Here is a 17,725-nt window from a genome sequence, read left to right as displayed (position 1 = left end):
AGCCCGGCAATGCCGGGCTTTTTTATTTAAACCAACTAAATTTTAATTAATCTACAAGTGTCATTTCGTCTACTATGTGTTTTGCACCTGAGAACTTATCTATTATCCAAAGTACATAACGGATATCAACGTTAATTGTTCTTTGCAGGTCTTTATCAAAAATAACATCTCCTGCCATAGCTTCAATGTTACCATCAAATGCAAGACCTATAAGCTCACCTTTACCGTTAAGTACCGGCGAACCTGAGTTACCTCCTGTAATATCATTATCTGTAAGGAAGTTTACAGGCATATATCCGTTTTTATCAGCATAACGACCAAAGTCTTTATCCTTATACATTTTTAAAAGTTTGCCAGGTAAATCAAACTCATGATCGTTTGGCTTGTATTTAGCTACTTCACCTTTCATTGTAGTATAGTAGTTAACTTCAGCATCATTTCTTTTATCTTCCGGTAACGCTCTTACTTTACCGTAAGTAAGCCTTAGTGTACTGTTAGCATCAGGGTAATATTTAGCGTCCGGGTTTGCTTCTCTCATTCCCTGAACTAATAACCTGAACGCTCTTGAAAAATCATCTTCAAGTTGCTTTTGTTCATCTGTCTGTGCTCTGTACTTATCAAGGATAGCACTAGACAGTTTGTATAACGGATCGTTATTTACAGCTTCCATATCAGGATTTTCCAACCATGCGTTAAGTCTTTCCTCTGATGTAAAAATACTTTCTTCAAATGCTTTGTTTACAAAAGCTGTATAATCGTAATTATTAGCCTCTCCTATTTCTTTTATATACTCAGCTATAGGATAACCTTCAGATTTTGTTGCATATAAATGTAACTGTGCAGCAAGTACGTCTTTTTCCAATGGTAAGTATAGTGTTTTATATGTTTCTTCAATACCTGCCTCATACTGAGGGCGCATTGCACTACGACCATTTTCATTTGAGTTAGCATAATGCTCTAAAGATCTGGCTAACTGGTATGGTAAAACAGCAAAAGTACTGGTTCTTAAAAGACCTATTAAGTAATTATCATGACGGGCTTTTTCGTTAGTTTTAGCATAGTAATTATTTATAGTTGCTATAACATCACCATACTTTTCTTTGTTGTTCTTTTTATTTGCCCACTTATTAAATTTCTTTTCAGCTTTAGCTTTAGTAGCTGCCGTTCCATGCTTTGTTAAAGCATCAATCATTCCCTGGCGGTTTTTCCAGTAGTTCGCTACTTGTGCATATTGAGAAGCATAATCAAGTCTTACTTTATCACTCTTATCCATATGAACTTTCATTTTGTCCATACCAAGCTTAGAAGCTTCCACCCATGCTGGATAAGCATATTTTACATTTTGCTCTATACCTCCTGATGGCATCCAACGGTTAGTACGCCCAGGGTATCCTAATATCATAGCAAAATCGCCTTCTTGCACACCTGCTGTACTCACAGGTAAATAATGTTTAGGATTTAAGGGCACATTGTTAGGAGAGTATTCAGCAGGCTCACCATTTTCGTCTGCATAGATACGGAACATAGAGAAATCTCCTGTATGACGAGGCCACTCCCAGTTATCTGTATCACCACCAAACTTACCAATGCTTTCCGGTGGAGTACCTACTAAACGAACATCTTTATAATCCTGGTAAACAAAGTAGTAGTACTCATTACCTTCGTAAAAAGAACGAACAGACACGGTATATTTACCGCCTTCGTTATTTTCCTGCTCTATTTTAGCAATCTCCTGGTTAATTATTTTTTCTCTTTCTTCTTCAGTCATCTGGTCATTTACTTTGCCAAGAATTCTTTGAGACACGTCGTCCATTCTTACAAAGAAACGTACATATAAATCTTTTGGCTTAAGCTCATCTTTACGTGATGCAGCCCAGAAACCATTTTTAAGATAGTTAGCTTCCGGTGTAGAAAGTTCTGCTATTTTATCATATCCGCAGTGGTGGTTGGTTAAAACCAGTCCTTCTTTAGATATTATTTCTGCAGTACAACCACCGTTAAACTGAACAATTGCATCTTTAAGGCTATGGTTGTTTATACTGTAAATTTCTTCAGGCGTAAGCTGAAGTCCCATTTTTTGCATATCCCTGTAATTAAGGCGCTCAATATGCATAAGGAACCACATACCTTCGTCTGCCTTTACAGGCAACACCATAACAAACATGGTTACGAATAAAATCAGTTTTTTCATTTGAATTGTAAGTGTATTAAATTAATAGTTATAATAGTAAAGTTAATAGGTTGCTTTCCTGCCGATTTTGTTACAGTTAAACCCCTATTTTTTTATTTTTCTTAGCGCGAAGATACTTTTTTTTAAGAATTTATTAAAGTAAGCACCTATTAAAACGATGAAAGAAGAAATGAATCAATAAAAAGGTAAGAATTTTAAGAATAAAAAAAGAGGTACTTTTTAAGCACCTCTTTTACAATATATTTACAGCTGATTATTTAATCATTCAGCATTTTCCAAAGTTTATCTTTAAGCTCAGTAAGACCTTGTTGCGCTACCGATGATATAAACATATACGGAATTCCTTTAAAAGCTTCATCCAGTTCTTCTTTAAGCTCCGCTTTTAATTCATCATCAAGCATATCACTCTTAGATACTACTATAAGCCTGTCTTTATCCATCATTTCAGGGTTATACCTGCGCAACTCATCTAACAATACATCATATTCTTTCTTAATATCCTCTGCATCGGCAGGAACTAAAAACAATAAAGTAGAATTACGCTCTATATGACGAAGGAAGTAATGCCCCAGCCCTTTACCTTCTGCCGCACCTTCTATAATTCCCGGTATATCAGCAATTACAAACGACTGAAAATCTCTGTAGGCTACAATCCCCAAGTTTGGCTTTAAAGTGGTGAACGGGTAGTCAGCAATTTTTGGTTTTGCTGCTGTAAGTACTGATAATAATGTAGACTTACCTGCATTTGGGAAACCAACTAAACCTACATCTGCCAGTACTTTAAGTTCTAATATAATATCAAGCTCCTGTCCCGGTATACCGGGCTGTGCATAGCGTGGTGTTTGGTTTGTAGAGCTACGGAAGTGCCAGTTACCAAGTCCTCCTTTCCCTCCTTCTACTAATATCTTTTTTTCTCCGTCATCTGTTATTTCAAAAAGCACTTGGTTTGTTTCCTTATCACGAACCACTGTTCCCAATGGTACTTCGATGTATTTATCCTCTCCGTCTGCACCTGTACTTCTGGAACTGCTACCATCTCCTCCGTGACCTGCTTTTATATGGCGGGCAAATTTTAAGTGATATAATGTCCATAGGTTTTTATTTCCTATTATAAACACATGCCCTCCGCGACCACCGTCTCCACCATCAGGACCTCCTTTATCTATATATTTTTCTCTATGTAAGTGTGTAGAACCTCTCCCTCCTTTACCGGAAGCTACATATATCTTTACATAATCTACAAAATTCCCTTCTGTCATTTTTTCAATTTACGGCTATTATTTTTGTATTATTCTTCTTTTAACGACTTAACTTTTACCTTATCTATTTTAACACCATCCATTTTTAAGACTTCAAGTTCAAACAGGTTCCAAGCCAGTTTTTCGCCTGCCTGTGGTATGTAGGACAGTTCAGTCATTATAAGCCCACTTACTGTAGTAACATCATACTCGCTCATTAACTCATCCAAATCAAAATAAGCTAAGAAGTCATGTAAAGGGTAATGCCCGTCTACAATCCAAGTCCCGTCAGGTTTAGCTATTAATTTAAATTCATCATCATAAAAGTCCGATGCATCACCTACTAACGCTTCCAGAATATCATTAAGTGTTATAACTCCTTGGAAAACGCCATATTCATCAGTAACAAAAGCATAGTGTACCTTTGTTTCTTTAAATATTTCAAGCGCTTTGTATGCCGATGTATGTTCTATTAAATAAACAGGTTCTTTAGTTATATTTTTAAGGTTAAAGCCTGGTTTCTCGTAATTGGCAAACATATCTTTTAATGATACTACACCTACTACATCATCCAGGTTATCCTCACATACAGGATATATAGAATGCATTTCTTCCAGCATAATTTCTTTTATTCTGTCTTTGTCAGAATCAAAAGTTAAATATGCTACCGATTTACGGTGCGTCATTAAGGAGTTTACTTTTCTGTCCCCTATATGGAACACACGTTCCATAATATCGTGCTCTATTTCCTGTACCTCTCCGCCTTCTGTACCTTCTTTTATAATTGCTTTTATTTCTTCCTCTGTTACTTTACCATCCGCTGTCGGGCGAATATTAAATATTTTCATCAGCACATCCGTTGAAGAAGTAAGCAACCATACAAAAGGCGCTGTTACTTTAGAGATAAACTTCATTGGTAACGAAACCAACTTCGCTATACCCTCCGGGAAAATAAGTCCTATACGCTTTGGTAAAAGCTCACCCAGTACCAAAGTAAAAAACGTAAGAACTACCACTACTGATACTACCGCAATACGTTCGGCATACGGTTTTAAAATCTCAAACTGTGTAAAAAAGTTTTCTACATCATCTGTTATTTTATCACCACTATATATACCGGTAAGTATACCTATAAGTGTTATACCTATTTGTACAGTAGAAAGAAATTTATTAGGTGAATTAGCAAGGTTAAGCGCAGCCTGCGCACCTGAATTACCTCGCTTTGCAGCCGTTTCAAGGCGACTTTTCCGTGCAGATATCAAAGCGATTTCTGACATGGAAAAGACACCGTTAAGCAGTATTAAAAATAATATTATAGCTATTTCCAATCGGTAAAATTTTAAATAAGCTTATCTATAAGCAAGGTTAACCTTTCGGTTATTTCCTGTATAGAACCTATACCGTCTACGGCATAAAACTTATGCTGTTTTTTATAGTAATCAATTAGTGGAGCTGTCTTTTCGTTATATTCCTGATAACGGTTTCTTATTAATTTTTCATCCTGATCGTCAGCTCTTCCACTTGTTTTTCCTCTTTCTAAAAGGCGTTGTACCAATATTTCATCGTCAGCCTCAAGTGCTACAGTAGCAGTTAAATTCCAACCTTTGCTTTCAAAAAACTCATCCAGTGCTTTTGCCTGGTCTATAGTCCTCGGGAAACCGTCAAACAAGAAACCTTTAGTATCTGTATTTTTTTCAACCTCATCTTTAAGCATATTAATAGTGATTTCATCCGGTACAAGGTCTCCTCTGTCAATATATACTTTAGCTTGCTTACCAAGTTCTGTTTCATTTTTCAGGTTGTAACGAAATACATCTCCTGTAGAAATATGTGTAAGGTTATAACGTGTTTTTAAAAATTCTGCCTGAGTCCCTTTACCGGCTCCCGGCTTACCGAATAGAACGATATTAATCATTAGTTTTGTGTATTGTTTATTATTGTAATTGGTATATTTCAGGTAAGTTACGACCTAAGCCATCATAATCCAGCCCATAGCCTACAATAAACTTGTTAGGAATTTCAATCCCTATATAATCCAGTTTAATGTCTTTTTTATATGCTTCAGGCTTAAAGAAAAGTGTTGCTATTTTAAGCGATTTCACTTCTTTTTCTTCAAAAATCTTTTTTAGCTCCACAACAGTATTACCTGTGTCAACTATATCTTCTATTAATACAACCAATCTCCCTTTTAAATCCTGATTAAGCCCTATTAATTGCTTTACATCATTAGTTGATGATGTCCCTTCATAAGAAGCCAATTTTACAAAACTGATTTCGCAATTGCTTTTGTAATGTTTCATAAAATCTGATGCGAACATAAAAGCACCGTTAAGTACCGCCACAAAAACAGGAGTTTCACCTCTAAAGTCGTTTTCAAGCTGACATGCTACTTTAGCTACAGCATCATCTATTTGGGCTGCATCAATAAAAGGAACAAATGTTTTGTCGTGAAGTTGTATCAATTTATTTTTTTATTACTGATATAATATGCAAATATAGCAATTAGGAAAGAGCAAGCTATAAAACTAAAATCAATTTATAAAACTTTATTGCTGTTAAAATTAGCCTAATATTATGTGAATTAGCCAACAAAACCATTTCCAAATAATTAAATTCGTCTATCTAAAATCACACAATTACACAACAAATGAAAAAAGTAACTATAATTTTAGCCCTTGCAGGTATGCTTTCGCTTTACTCCTGTAAAGAGGAAAAAGTAAAAAATGAAGATAATAACGTATTAGCACAAAACGAAACAGAAAAAACAACTTCGGATAGCGTTACAGTTGTAGAAACTGCTGTAGGAGAGCTTGAATTACCTGCGCCGTACAGTACCGAATCGGTAGCGAAACGCAGTGGAATGACCGACTGGCCGAAGGGCGAAGGCCCAAAAGTTCCGGCAGGGTTTACTGTTACTAAATTTGCGACAGACTTAGAAAACCCACGCAACACCTATCAAGCACCTAATGGCGATATTTTTGTTGCGGAGTCTAACACGCACAGTAGTGCAGACCGAATTACCGTTTTCCGTGATAGTAATAACGATGGTGAATATGAAACAAGAAAAGTTTTTGTTAATGAGCTTAATCAACCATACGGAATGCTAATAGTAGGCAATTACTTTTATGTAGCCAACACTGACGGTTTATACCGCTACCCCTATAAAACAGGAGCACTGAAACTGGAAGGTAAAGGAGAAAAAATAGTTGATTTACCCGCAGGCGGATACAACCACCATTGGACAAGAAACCTGCTTACCAATGCCGATGGTTCTAAAATATATATATCTGTAGGTTCTGCCAGTAATGTTGGGGAATATGGAATGGAGGAAGAAAAAAGGCGTGCTGATATACTGGAAATAAATCCTGACGGAAGTGGCGAAATAATATATGCTTACGGGTTACGTAACCCTGTGGGAATGGACTGGAACCCTGCAAATAATGAACTTTGGACGGCTGTTAACGAACGTGATGATTTAGGTGACCATCTTGTGCCCGACTATATTACAAGTGTTAAAAAAGGCGGCTTTTATGGCTGGCCTTATTCTTACTTCGGGCAGATAGAAGACCCAAGAATGAAAGGCAAAAAACCGGAACTGGTTGAAAAAGCCATAGTGCCCGATGTAGCCGTGGGTAGCCATACTGCATCATTAGGAATTGCTTTTTATGATAAGGATGCTTTTCCTGCTAAATATAAAAACGGAGCTTTTGTAGGGCAACACGGTTCGTGGAACAGCTCTAATCTGGTAGGGTATAAAGTGCTATTTGTTCCTTTTAAAAATGGAAAGCCAGCCGGTAAGCCGGAAGACTTCATGACAGGTTTTATTGCTGATAGGGAAAAATCGCAAGTATATGGCCGTCCGGTAGCCGTTACCGTAATTAAAGATGGCTCTATGTTAGTAAACGATGATGCCGGGAATACCATATGGAGAATATCTGCCAACAAATAATTTCATACTAAGCTGTAACATAACTTAAAATAAATCCTATGGTTCATTAAATCATAGGATTTATATTTTAATACCTACACTTCACTTTATGCTCACCCTAAAAAAACAATGGTTATTACTCCTGTTTATAACCATGCCTATTATGGCACAACAACCTCAGGATAGCCTTTTCAACAATAATCAACTTAAAGAAATTACTATAAGTGATTTTCATATAAATGACAGCTTGCTAAATGCTCCTGCTGCTATTGGTGTGCTTTCTGTCAAAGAAATTCAGCGTAATAACAATACCAACATTGCTCCTGTATTAAATACACTGCCTGGAGTATATATGCAGTCAGGAGCTATTAATACTAATCGAATTACTATAAGAGGAATCGGAGCCAGAACACAATACGGCACCAATAAAATCCGTGCTTTTTACGGTAACATTCCGCTTACATCGGGAGATAGTGAAACCACTATTGAAGATATTGATATGGAACTGCTGCAACAGGCAGAGGTGATAAAAGGCCCACTTTCCAGCCTATATGGTGCAGGGCTTGGCGGAGCCATATTGTTACAACCCAAACATACTACAGTAAACGGAAACACGGCTAGCGTAAGCACCACACATGGTTCGTTCGGACTCATGAAAAATACCGTAAACTATGGCTATGCTACCGATAATGGAAATGTAAACATCAGTTACCATAAGCTGGAAACAGACGGCTACCGTGAAAATAGTGAATATAACAGAGAGGGTATAACCCTTGCAGGGGAACTTTTAAAAAAGGAAAAAAGCAGCCTTACATATTTTGGTAATTATACCTATATGAAAGCCTACATACCCAGTTCGGTGGATAAGGAAACTTTTGAAAACAACCCCGAGACCGCAGCTTATACATGGAAATCAGCAAAAGGCTATGAACAGTATGATTCTTACTTAGGCGGGCTTTCCTATCAATGGCAGCCAATGGCAGGGCTTAACAACGCTACTTCTGTTTTTGTAAATGTAAAAGACAATTATGAACCCAGACCGTTTAATATACTTTCGCAAAACACACTTGCTTATGGCGCAAGGACTCAGTTTACAGGGCAGTATACTATCGCTGAAAGACAGGTAAACTTTATTGCCGGAATGGAATACTTTAAAGATGGTTATGAGGCAGATACTTACGAAAATTTATACGAAGCGAACAACGGAAACGGCAGCCTGCAAGGTAATAGGCTAACAGGTACAGAACAAGACAGAAACTTTATAAATGTATTCGCCCAATTGCGATTTTCTATCATAAAAAAACTGGAACTACAGGCAGGCATTAATTATAATAAAACCAGCTTTGAACTTAAAAACACTTTTCCACAGGAAGTAATTTCTAATGACGATTACAGTTATGATGGTATATGGTCGCCACAGGTTTCGCTATTATACAAACCAACTACATTACAAACGCTGTATGTTTCTGCCAGCAGGGGCTTCTCCCTGCCTGTCATAGAGGAAACATTGAACCCCGAGGGAACTATAAACCCTGATATTAAACCTGAAAATGGCTATAACTTTGAAGTAGGCGGGAAGTTTTATTTCCTTAACAAAAAACTATTTACTGAATTTGCAGTTTACAACATGCAGGTTAATGATTTATTAGTAGCCCAACGTGTAGGTGAAGACCAGTATGTAGGGGTTAATGCAGGCGAAACTTTACACCGGGGTATAGAAATAGGCGCTAATTACTATTGGGAAGTAAGCCGTAAATGTAATCTTCAGCCTTACTTTGCAGCTTCCATAGGGAACTATGAATTTAAAGAATTTAATGATAACGGTAATGATTATTCCGGCAATGAACTTACAGGAGTACCTAAAAATAAAATCAATGCCGGGTTAAGGGCGGAAATGGATTTCGGACTATACCTCACTGCAGATTATTATTATCTAGACGGTATGCCGCTTAATGATGCTAACAGCCTTTATTCTGGTTCTTACAACTTATTGAACCTGAAAGCAGGCTACCAGTTTGCTATTTTAAAGGGGTTAACTTCTAACATCGCCTTTGGAGTAAACAATGTAACAGACACCCATTATGCCAGTATGGTTTTGGTTAATGCTACAGGGTTTAATGGTGCTTCGCCCCGTTACTACTACCCTGCCCTGCCTGTAAATTATTATGGCAACCTTTCCGTGAACTATATCTTCTGATTTTAATACATTTGAGGAAAACCCATTTTTATCAAGTATGAACTTTGAATTTACCAAAAGGCTTTCTACTATAAAAGCGTATAGAAATGCACGTGATGAGTTTTCAGAAATGGTGTTACAGGACAAAGCATTATTACCTGAGGTATTTGCTATGGCTGTAAATATTGATGATGAAAACCATCACAAAGCCTGCTGGATACTGGAACTTATATTTGAAGTGAAAATAGAATGGTTACAAGAATTTTTAGATGAGTTTTGTAAAACCCTACCAAAATACAGAGATAGCAGTGCTATCCGTACAATTTCAAAAGTCTGTTTATTCGCAGTACAGGAAAACGAAAAAAACACCAGTTTTTTAGATAGTAAACATATTCAGGTTATTACCGAAGCCTGTTTTGACTGGCTAATTAACCCTGATGAAAAAGTAGCTGCTAAAGCCTATGCTATGAGAGCTTTATACATTCTGGGGAAAAAGCAAGACTGGATTTATCCTGAACTAAAACACATATTACCCCAAAACGCAGGCGAACATACCGCTGCTTATAAAGCCGCCGCTAAATATGTTTTACAACACATTACTAAACAGGAAAACAGAAAAGGTTAAGTAGTTTCCGGTTCTTCACTTTCTTCATCATCAAAACCAAACCTTCGTAATTGCGGAGCGCTAAAAAAGGTAACAGCAACCACACCAAGTGTTAAACATCCGCCAACCACAACAGCACGTACAGTACCCAGCCAGTGTGCCATAACACCACTTTCAAAATCGCCCAGTTCGTTAGAAGAGCTTACAAACATAGTATTTACCGACGCTACACGCCCCCGCATGTGTTCGGGTGTTACTAATTGTAAAATAGTACCTCTTACCACTACACTCACCGCATCGAACATTCCTGAGAACAAAAGCATAAAAAAGGAAAGTATAAAATTTTTCGAGATACCAAATACTATAATGGATAAGGCAAAACCTGTAACCGCTAAAAACAATTTCCTGCCGGGATGGGTTTTCAGCGGCAGAAAGGCTAATATACTCATAGTTAAAATAGCCCCTATGCCCGGCGCTGCCCTAAGCATACCATACCCTACTTCATCTACATGCAGTATTTCCCTTTGGTAAACCGGTAATAAAGCTACCGCTCCTCCAAATAATACCGAAAACATATCCAGCATTTGTGCTCCTAATAAAGCCGGGGTTTTAACCACAAATTTTATTCCCTGGGTAAGGCTTTGTAAAATAGGCTCTTTCTCTTTTTTGATAATTGGTTTTGTTTCTATGGAAAGTATAGGTATCAGCATCAGCAGTTCCACCAAAAGCACCATGAACATACCTGCCGTAACATTAAATAAAGCAATAACTACCCCTGCTACTAATGGTCCTATTACAGAACCCAATTGCCACCCCATTGTACTCCAGCTAGTGGCATTGGCATAATGTTTTCTCGGCACTATAAGCCCGAATAATGAAAACATAGAAGGGCTTACAAACGAGCGAATAACTCCACCACAGAAAACCAAAAAATATATCAGGTAAAGGGTCGGCTTTAAGCCTAGATTTTGAAAAGAATAATCAGTAGTAAGAAAAAACAAAGTGGCTCCCAGTAATACATAAGCAGCTATACAAGTCAACAAGGTTTTTCGTTTTTCAGACAGATCCACAATATGCCCGGCAAACAGTGAACAGCCAATAGCAGGTATAACTTCCGAAAGCCCTACAAAGCCTAAAGCTAATTTATCCTGAGTGATATGGTATATCCAGTAAAATATAATAGTTATTTGCATGTTCAGGGCAAAAATAAGCCCGAACCGTATCGTCATAAACGATCGAAATTCACGGATTTTAAGAACGGGGTTCTTTTTAAAGAAACGGCTCTCTTTTTTTCCGCTTTCATTCTTTGCCATACCTTGCTTTTATTTACCGCAAATATAGGTATAAGCTATATTTATAGCCTTTACTGTTATAAATTACTGCTAATATCCTGTAACTTTTTAACACTTTGAGTATCTTTGGCATTGCTAAAAACAACACACAAAATGAATTATTTTTCTTCTGATTTTAAACTGGGTATTTTAGGTGGAGGACAACTGGGTAAAATGTTACTTACCGAAACCCGTAAATTTGATATACAAACGTATGTACTGGACCCCAGTGAGGAAGCACCTTGTAAAATAGGTTGTGATAAATTCTTTCAAGGTAGTCTTAACGATTTTGATACCGTTTATAACTTCGGTAAACAAGTTGATGTACTTACTATTGAAATTGAACACGTAAATATTGAAGCCCTTGAAAAACTGGAGCAAGAAGGTGTAAAAGTATATCCTTCGCCTGCTACTTTAAAGCAAATAAAAAATAAAGGCGACCAAAAGGACTTTTACATTGCTAATGAAATACCAACGGCTGACTACAGACGTTTTGAAAACTTAACCGACTTGAAACTGGCTGTTGAAGAAGAAGAAATACTAATGCCTTTTGTATGGAAAAGTACCGAGGGTGGTTATGATGGGAACGGTGTAAAAGTAATTCGCTCTGCGGAAAGCTTTGAAGGATTACCTGATGTACAGTGTATTGCCGAAGTTATGGTTCCGTTTTTACATGAAATAGCTGTAATTGTGGCACGTAATCCATCGGGAGAAATAAAAACATATCCTGTAGTGGAAATGGAGTTCCACCCTGAAGCCAATCAAGTAGAGTATGTTATCTGTCCGGCACGTATACCCGATGCTGCCTCGGAAGAGGCAAGAGATGTTGCGTTAAAAGTTTCGGAAGCATTTAACCATGTAGGTTTACTGGCTGTGGAAATGTTCAGGACAGAAGATGACCATATACTGGTAAATGAAGTAGCACCAAGACCACACAACAGCGGACATTACTCTATTGAGGCAAGTTATACTTCACAATTTGAACAGCATTTACGCTCAGTGTTAGATTTACCACTAGGCAATACTGATAGCAAAGTAGCCGGTATTATGGTAAACCTTGTAGGTGCAGAAGGCTATACAGGCAATGTAAAATATGAAAACATTGAACAAATTTTAGGTAAAGATGGTGTTACCCCGCATATATACGGTAAAAAGCAAACCCGACCTTTCCGTAAAATGGGACACGTTACTATCACCAACAGAGATATTGATGAAGCAAGACGTGTAGCCGAAGAAGTAAAAAACTCAATAAAAGTAATTAGTACGCAATAACTATAACACAATGAAAGTAGGAATTATAATGGGCAGCATATCTGATATGCCCGTAATGCAGGATGCAATAGATGTATTAAAAGAACTTGGAATAGAAACAGAAGTTGATATTGTTTCGGCACACCGCACTCCTGAAAAATTATATGAATACAGCACTACAGCACACATTAACGGTGTATCAGTAATTATTGCCGGTGCGGGTGGCGCAGCACACTTACCGGGTATGGTAGCCTCTATGTCGCCACTTCCTGTTATTGGTGTACCGGTAAAATCAAGCAACTCTATTGACGGGTGGGATAGTGTATTAAGTATACTACAAATGCCGGGAGGTGTACCAGTAGCTACTGTAGCCCTTAACGGAGCTAAAAATGCAGGTATACTGGCAGCACAAATACTGGGCAGTCAGGATAAATTAGTACAGGCAAAAATAATAGCGTATAAACAGTCGCTTAAAGAGAAGGTTATTAAAGCTTCGGAAGAGCTAAAAAACAAGGAATAGTTTTTGTAACTTTGATAGAAAAGAAAGAAACTAATGGATATCCAAGCCTCAAAAATAGAAGTTGTAAAAATGATTTTGGACTTAGAGGATTCTAAGGTCATAGACAAAATACGCAAGTTAATCATAAAAGAAAAAAAAGATTTTTATGATGATTTATCAGAGGATGAGAAACTTGAAATAAAATACGGTCTTGAACAACTAGAGAAAGGAAAAAAAACATCGTGGGAAGAGATTTATAAAAAAATCTCTTAGTTATGAAAGTATCTTTTTCAAATCTTGCATACAGAAAACTGGGATATATATTAGAATATTTAGAGGAAGAATGGTCTGAGAAAGTAAAGAAAAAGTTTATAACTATCTTAAATGAAAAGATTGAACAAATTTCAGATTTTCCGGAGAGTTGTATAAAGTCTAATACTCATGATAATCTTCGAATGTGTATAATTACCAAGCAAACTTCTTTGCTATATAGAATAAATAATAACGAAATTGAAGTTATTACTTTATTCGATAATCGAACAAATTTTAAAAAAATAACAGCAGAAATACGAAAACACTATGGTCGTATTTAAAATAATACTATGAACATACTTACACAAAAATTCAATACTAAATACGATACTGCACCTTTTAGTAAAATAAATAATGAAGACTACCTCCCCGCTTTTCAGGAAGCCATAAGCGAAGCTAAAAAAGAGATTGATGCTATTGTTGGCAATCAGGCTGAACCTGATTTTGATAACACTATAGCTGCAATGTCCTATAGCGGAGAAAGATTGGACAGGATATCTTCTATATTTTTTAACCTGAACTCAGCAGAAACTAATGATGAGCTACAAAAAATAGCACAAGAAGTATCCCCATTACTTTCAGAATTTGGTAATGACGTAAGGCTCAACAAAGCACTTTTTGAAAGAGTAAAATTTGTATATGATAAGAAAGAAAGCCTAACCCTTACACCGGAGCAACAAACATTACTGGACAATACCTATAAAAGCTTTTCAAGAAATGGAGCTAACCTGCCTGAGGATAAAAAAGAAAAACTAAGAAGTATTGATAAAGAGCTTTCAATGCTAAGTCTGAAATTCGGTGAAAATGTACTGGTGGAAACAAATAATTTCCATTTACATATTACTGATGAGAAAGACCTTTCGGGATTACCTGAAGGAGCTGTAGAAAGCGCACGCGAAGTTGCTAAAAGCATGGATAAAGAAGGTTGGGTTATCACTTTAGATTATCCTAGCTACATCCCTTTTATGACCTATGCTGATAACCGCGAACTTCGTAAAAAACTGGCTATCGCATTTGGTGCAAAAGGTTTCCAGAAAAACGAATACGACAATCAGGAAATTGTACTTAAAATTGTAAAGTTACGCTATGAGCGTGCACAGCTTTTAGGGTATGATTCTCATGCGCATTTTGTACTGGAAGAGCGTATGGCAGAAAGCCCTGAAAAAGTAACTGATTTCCTTAACGATTTACTGGAAAAAGCAAAGCCTGCCGCACAAAAAGAGTTTAATGAACTGGAGCAATTTGCCGAAGAACTTGACGGGATAAGCCACCTTGAAAAATGGGATGGTGCTTACTACACTGAAAAATTAAAACAAAAGCTTTTTAACCTTGATGATGAAAAGCTAAAACCCTACTTTCAACTGGAAAAAGTTTTAAATGGTGCCTTTACGGTTGCTAACAAACTATACGGTTTAACTTTTACCGAGGTTAACGACATTGATAAATACCATAAAGACGTTACTACCTATGAGGTTAAAAATGAAGAAGGTAATTTAGTCGCTATATTTTATGCAGATTTCTTCCCGCGTAAAGGGAAACGTAATGGTGCATGGATGACTTCCTACAAACCACAGTATGTAAAAGACGGTGTGAATGAACGTCCGCACATATCTATAGTATGCAACTTTACCAAACCAACGGAAACGAAACCTTCGTTACTTACGTTTAACGAGGTTACTACCCTATTCCATGAGTTTGGGCATGCACTGCACGGTATGCTTGCAGACACAACCTACCCAAGCCTTTCAGGGACTAGCGTGTATTGGGATTTTGTAGAATTACCAAGCCAAGTAATGGAAAACTGGTGCTACGAACCTGAAGCATTAGCACTTTTTGCGCACCACTACAAAACAGGCGAAGTTATACCAATGGAATACATTGAGAAAATAAAAGAAAGTGCAAGTTTTATGGAAGGCATGGCAACTTTACGCCAGCTTAGCTTTGGTATGCTGGATATGGGATGGCATGGTTTTAACCCCGCCGGTATTACCGATGTAAAAACATTTGAACAGGAACAATTTGCAGCTACACAACTTTACCCTGATGTGTCAGAAAATGCCATGAGCCCTGCATTTAGCCATATATTCCAAGGAGGTTATTCTTCAGGATACTATAGTTATAAATGGGCAGAAGTACTAGATGCTGATGCTTTTGAATTATTCCAAGAAAAAGGAATATTCGATAAAGAAACAGCTACATTATTTAAAGAGAATGTACTTTCTAAAGGCGGTACAGAGCATCCTATGCTTTTATACAAACGTTTTAGGGGGCAGGAACCAAAACCAGATGCTTTACTGAAAAGAGCAGGACTTTTAGCAAAATAAGAAACACTATTATAAAGAAAAAGGGAGCTATAAAAGCTCCCTTTTTTGATTAAACCAAATAGCTGTAATTATTAAATTGATTTCTCTTTTTCAAGTATTAATTCCAATCCGCCTTCAACAAGATGTTTTATTGCAGGGCGTCTATTTTTAACATCATCTAAATGTAGTAACACTTCATTTAGTAGTTCGCTGTTATTATCTTTATGTAATAACTCAGCTATTTCTACTGAAAGCAACCAGTCATTACTATGATTTTGTTTTACTTTCTCAAACGTTTCTTTCAAAGAAAGTGAAGCATCTTTACCTTCTCTTATGTTTCTAACGTTTTGATATAAACCTTCCAGTTCTTGCCTCTCAGGAGATTTTTTAGCTTTAATAGTCTGGCTTGACGGAACGTGTGTTATCAAATCAAAACTATTTACATCAGCAGGACCGGAAAATGCCGAAACTATTTTCTTTCCTACTGCCATATCATAAATACCCCATTCCGGTTGGAACAGCACTGTGTCATTATGCGTAACGGTACAATCTTTAAAGCTGATTAGTATAATCTTACCTTGTAGGTTTCGTGTACCTGTAATTATTTCTCCGGAAACGGTAATATCACCTTCAAATTCAAGTGTTACACGCTGTCCTTCATAAATATCATAAGCTTTTAAATCTCTCGGGCTCATGTCCTCTATGGCAAGGTTAATACCTTTTAGCTTACCTACAGGGCTACCAAAACCTTCTGCATGGTATTCTGTACCATGCCCTACCAGTTCTTTCTCTCTGTATGATAATGCTGTTGGTCCCGTAGCCTGCATATATACAGGTTTTCCATCTTCCTCTATAACATTAGTAAATGTTCCTGAAACCTGTAAGCCGGTACTAAGTTCTATAGTGCCTAAAGCATTCGATTCTATTAATTTTTGTATACCACTTAGCCCTCCTTTTCGTATAGCCATTTTATTAGCAAATTCTTCCAGCACTAAACTAAGGTGTGCAAAATCAGGTGTTACAAAAAGTTGCGGTTGCGGTTTAGTAATATCAAAACTTTGATAAGCAGCATCTATAGTATAAGGCAGTTTTTTTACATTATCCGTCATACACCAGGTACTTTCTCCTATTGATGAAAGTAATCCTGCTCCGTATATTTTAGGATTTTCTACAGTACCTATTAAACCGTACTCTACTGTCCACCAATGCAGGTTACGAATAAGCGCCATTTCTGAAAGTTCGCCAGAATCTTTTTGTAATTCATCAACACGCTTTTCAGCAGCTTCAATTTCTTCTTCCGGTGTACCCTCTGCTTCTTTTAATATAGATAGTAAGCGTATTGCTTCATATATCTCATAATCTCTTGCTGAGGATATCGCTTTACAGCCTATCTCGCCAAAACGACGTAAATACTCGGCATATTCAGGGTTGGCAATAATAGGTGCATGGCCTGCTCCTTCATGTATAATATCCGGTGCCGGTGTATATTCAATATGTTCTAACTGACGAATATCTGATGCTATTACCAGTACATTATATGCTTGGAATTCCATAAAGGCATTCGGCGGAATAAAGCCATCTACTGCTACGGCAGCCCAGCCTATTTCTTTAAGTATACGGTTCATACCGTACATACTTGGTATGCTGTCTATTTCTATTCCTGTTTTTTTCAGTCCTTCAAGATATGAGCTATGTGCTACTTTACTCAAATAGTCTACATTTTTACGCATAACATAACGCCAAACCGCTTGGTTTATGGGTGTGTAATCCTCATAATCCTGTGGCTTTATAAACTGTTTTAAATGTTTTGGCAGCTTGTCTATTAATGGATTTGTCTCTATTGACGTATTCATATTCCTGACGATTGAAATTATAGCGTAAAATTACGAATT

At 37.0% G+C, this 17,725-nt stretch carries 15 protein-coding genes; 8 read left to right on the top strand and 7 right to left on the bottom strand.

What is annotated here, in order from left to right; all coding sequences use genetic code 11:
* Window positions 1-46 precede the first annotated feature (46 nt).
* The 5 genes from IEW45_RS04680 to hpt all read right to left on the bottom strand — a co-directional run bounded on the left by IEW45_RS04680 (window position 47) and on the right by hpt (window position 5,891).
* Complete coding sequence (locus IEW45_RS04680) at window positions 47-2,191, bottom strand: S46 family peptidase (RefSeq protein WP_188620069.1); 2,145 nt, start codon at window positions 2,189-2,191, stop codon at window positions 47-49.
* A gap of 257 nt (window positions 2,192-2,448) precedes the next feature.
* Window positions 2,449-3,450, bottom strand: coding sequence for a GTPase ObgE (gene obgE / locus IEW45_RS04675; protein ID WP_188620068.1), 1,002 nt, complete (start codon window positions 3,448-3,450; stop codon window positions 2,449-2,451).
* 29 nt (window positions 3,451-3,479) lie between these two features.
* Complete coding sequence (locus IEW45_RS04670) at window positions 3,480-4,706, bottom strand: hemolysin family protein (protein WP_229665905.1); 1,227 nt, start codon at window positions 4,704-4,706, stop codon at window positions 3,480-3,482.
* Between the two features lie 62 nt (window positions 4,707-4,768).
* Complete coding sequence (locus IEW45_RS04665) at window positions 4,769-5,344, bottom strand: adenylate kinase (RefSeq protein WP_188620066.1); 576 nt, start codon at window positions 5,342-5,344, stop codon at window positions 4,769-4,771.
* Window positions 5,345-5,363: 19 nt separating this feature from the next.
* The gene (gene hpt / locus IEW45_RS04660) at window positions 5,364-5,891 is read right to left on the bottom strand and encodes a hypoxanthine phosphoribosyltransferase (protein ID WP_188620065.1); all 528 of its coding nucleotides are present in this window, start codon (window positions 5,889-5,891) and stop codon (window positions 5,364-5,366) included.
* Between the two features lie 185 nt (window positions 5,892-6,076).
* Here hpt and IEW45_RS04655 point away from each other — a divergent pair, with 185 nt between their 5' ends.
* The 3 genes from IEW45_RS04655 to IEW45_RS04645 all read left to right on the top strand — a co-directional run bounded on the left by IEW45_RS04655 (window position 6,077) and on the right by IEW45_RS04645 (window position 10,158).
* Entirely contained in the window at window positions 6,077-7,378 is a 1,302-nt protein-coding gene (locus tag IEW45_RS04655; protein WP_188620064.1) for a PQQ-dependent sugar dehydrogenase, read from the top strand.
* Window positions 7,379-7,466: 88 nt separating this feature from the next.
* Complete coding sequence (locus IEW45_RS04650; RefSeq protein ID WP_188620063.1) at window positions 7,467-9,554, top strand: TonB-dependent receptor; 2,088 nt, start codon at window positions 7,467-7,469, stop codon at window positions 9,552-9,554.
* 37 nt (window positions 9,555-9,591) lie between these two features.
* Window positions 9,592-10,158, top strand: coding sequence for a HEAT-like fold family protein (locus tag IEW45_RS04645; protein WP_188620062.1), 567 nt, complete (start codon window positions 9,592-9,594; stop codon window positions 10,156-10,158).
* Here IEW45_RS04645 and IEW45_RS04640 read toward each other — a convergent pair.
* Complete coding sequence (locus IEW45_RS04640) at window positions 10,155-11,450, bottom strand: MFS transporter (RefSeq protein ID WP_188620061.1); 1,296 nt, start codon at window positions 11,448-11,450, stop codon at window positions 10,155-10,157. The two genes, IEW45_RS04645 and IEW45_RS04640, sit on opposite strands and share 4 nt — an antisense overlap.
* Window positions 11,451-11,582: 132 nt before the next feature.
* Here IEW45_RS04640 and IEW45_RS04635 point away from each other — a divergent pair, with 132 nt between their 5' ends.
* The 5 genes from IEW45_RS04635 to IEW45_RS04615 are packed head-to-tail and all read left to right on the top strand — an operon-like array spanning window position 11,583 to window position 15,854.
* Window positions 11,583-12,740, top strand: coding sequence for a 5-(carboxyamino)imidazole ribonucleotide synthase (locus tag IEW45_RS04635; RefSeq protein ID WP_188620060.1), 1,158 nt, complete (start codon window positions 11,583-11,585; stop codon window positions 12,738-12,740).
* A 10-nt stretch (window positions 12,741-12,750) separates the two neighbouring features.
* Window positions 12,751-13,239 carry a 5-(carboxyamino)imidazole ribonucleotide mutase gene (purE, locus tag IEW45_RS04630; protein WP_188620059.1) on the top strand — a complete coding sequence of 163 codons (489 nt, stop codon included), beginning with the start codon at window positions 12,751-12,753 and terminating at the stop codon, window positions 13,237-13,239.
* 33 nt (window positions 13,240-13,272) lie between these two features.
* Window positions 13,273-13,491 (top strand): hypothetical protein, encoded by a 219-nt coding sequence (locus IEW45_RS04625; RefSeq protein ID WP_188620058.1) that lies wholly within the window; start codon window positions 13,273-13,275, stop codon window positions 13,489-13,491.
* 2 nt (window positions 13,492-13,493) lie between these two features.
* Window positions 13,494-13,811, top strand: a complete 318-nt coding sequence (locus tag IEW45_RS04620; RefSeq protein WP_188620057.1) for a type II toxin-antitoxin system RelE/ParE family toxin — start codon at window positions 13,494-13,496, stop codon at window positions 13,809-13,811.
* Between the two features lie 9 nt (window positions 13,812-13,820).
* The gene (locus tag IEW45_RS04615; protein ID WP_188620056.1) at window positions 13,821-15,854 is read left to right on the top strand and encodes a M3 family metallopeptidase; all 2,034 of its coding nucleotides are present in this window, start codon (window positions 13,821-13,823) and stop codon (window positions 15,852-15,854) included.
* 71 nt (window positions 15,855-15,925) lie between these two features.
* On the opposite strand, the gene IEW45_RS04610 is transcribed toward IEW45_RS04615, so the two are convergent.
* On the bottom strand, window positions 15,926-17,686 hold the full coding sequence (locus IEW45_RS04610; RefSeq protein ID WP_188620055.1) for an aromatic amino acid hydroxylase: 1,761 nt from the start codon (window positions 17,684-17,686) through the stop codon (window positions 15,926-15,928).
* Between the last annotated feature and the right edge of the window lie 39 nt (window positions 17,687-17,725).

Origin of the sequence: Flavobacterium suaedae (assembly GCF_014642915.1) — a bacterium.
GTDB lineage: Bacteria > Bacteroidota > Bacteroidia > Flavobacteriales > Flavobacteriaceae > Flavobacterium > Flavobacterium suaedae.
This window is presented reverse-complemented; position numbering and strand designations above follow the sequence as displayed.

Coding starts and splice junctions, on each gene's coding strand:
- IEW45_RS04680 (WP_188620069.1), bottom strand. CDS start 2,191: ATGAAAAAACTGATTTTATTCGTAACCATGTTTGTTATGGTGTTGCCT.
- obgE (WP_188620068.1), bottom strand. CDS start 3,450: ATGACAGAAGGGAATTTTGTAGATTATGTAAAGATATATGTAGCTTCC.
- IEW45_RS04670 (WP_229665905.1), bottom strand. CDS start 4,706: ATGTCAGAAATCGCTTTGATATCTGCACGGAAAAGTCGCCTTGAAACG.
- IEW45_RS04665 (WP_188620066.1), bottom strand. CDS start 5,344: ATGATTAATATCGTTCTATTCGGTAAGCCGGGAGCCGGTAAAGGGACT.
- IEW45_RS04655 (WP_188620064.1), top strand. CDS start 6,077: ATGAAAAAAGTAACTATAATTTTAGCCCTTGCAGGTATGCTTTCGCTT.
- IEW45_RS04650 (WP_188620063.1), top strand. CDS start 7,467: ATGCTCACCCTAAAAAAACAATGGTTATTACTCCTGTTTATAACCATG.
- IEW45_RS04645 (WP_188620062.1), top strand. CDS start 9,592: ATGAACTTTGAATTTACCAAAAGGCTTTCTACTATAAAAGCGTATAGA.
- IEW45_RS04640 (WP_188620061.1), bottom strand. CDS start 11,450: ATGGCAAAGAATGAAAGCGGAAAAAAAGAGAGCCGTTTCTTTAAAAAG.
- IEW45_RS04635 (WP_188620060.1), top strand. CDS start 11,583: ATGAATTATTTTTCTTCTGATTTTAAACTGGGTATTTTAGGTGGAGGA.
- purE (WP_188620059.1), top strand. CDS start 12,751: ATGAAAGTAGGAATTATAATGGGCAGCATATCTGATATGCCCGTAATG.
- IEW45_RS04625 (WP_188620058.1), top strand. CDS start 13,273: ATGGATATCCAAGCCTCAAAAATAGAAGTTGTAAAAATGATTTTGGAC.
- IEW45_RS04620 (WP_188620057.1), top strand. CDS start 13,494: ATGAAAGTATCTTTTTCAAATCTTGCATACAGAAAACTGGGATATATA.
- IEW45_RS04615 (WP_188620056.1), top strand. CDS start 13,821: ATGAACATACTTACACAAAAATTCAATACTAAATACGATACTGCACCT.
- IEW45_RS04610 (WP_188620055.1), bottom strand. CDS start 17,686: ATGAATACGTCAATAGAGACAAATCCATTAATAGACAAGCTGCCAAAA.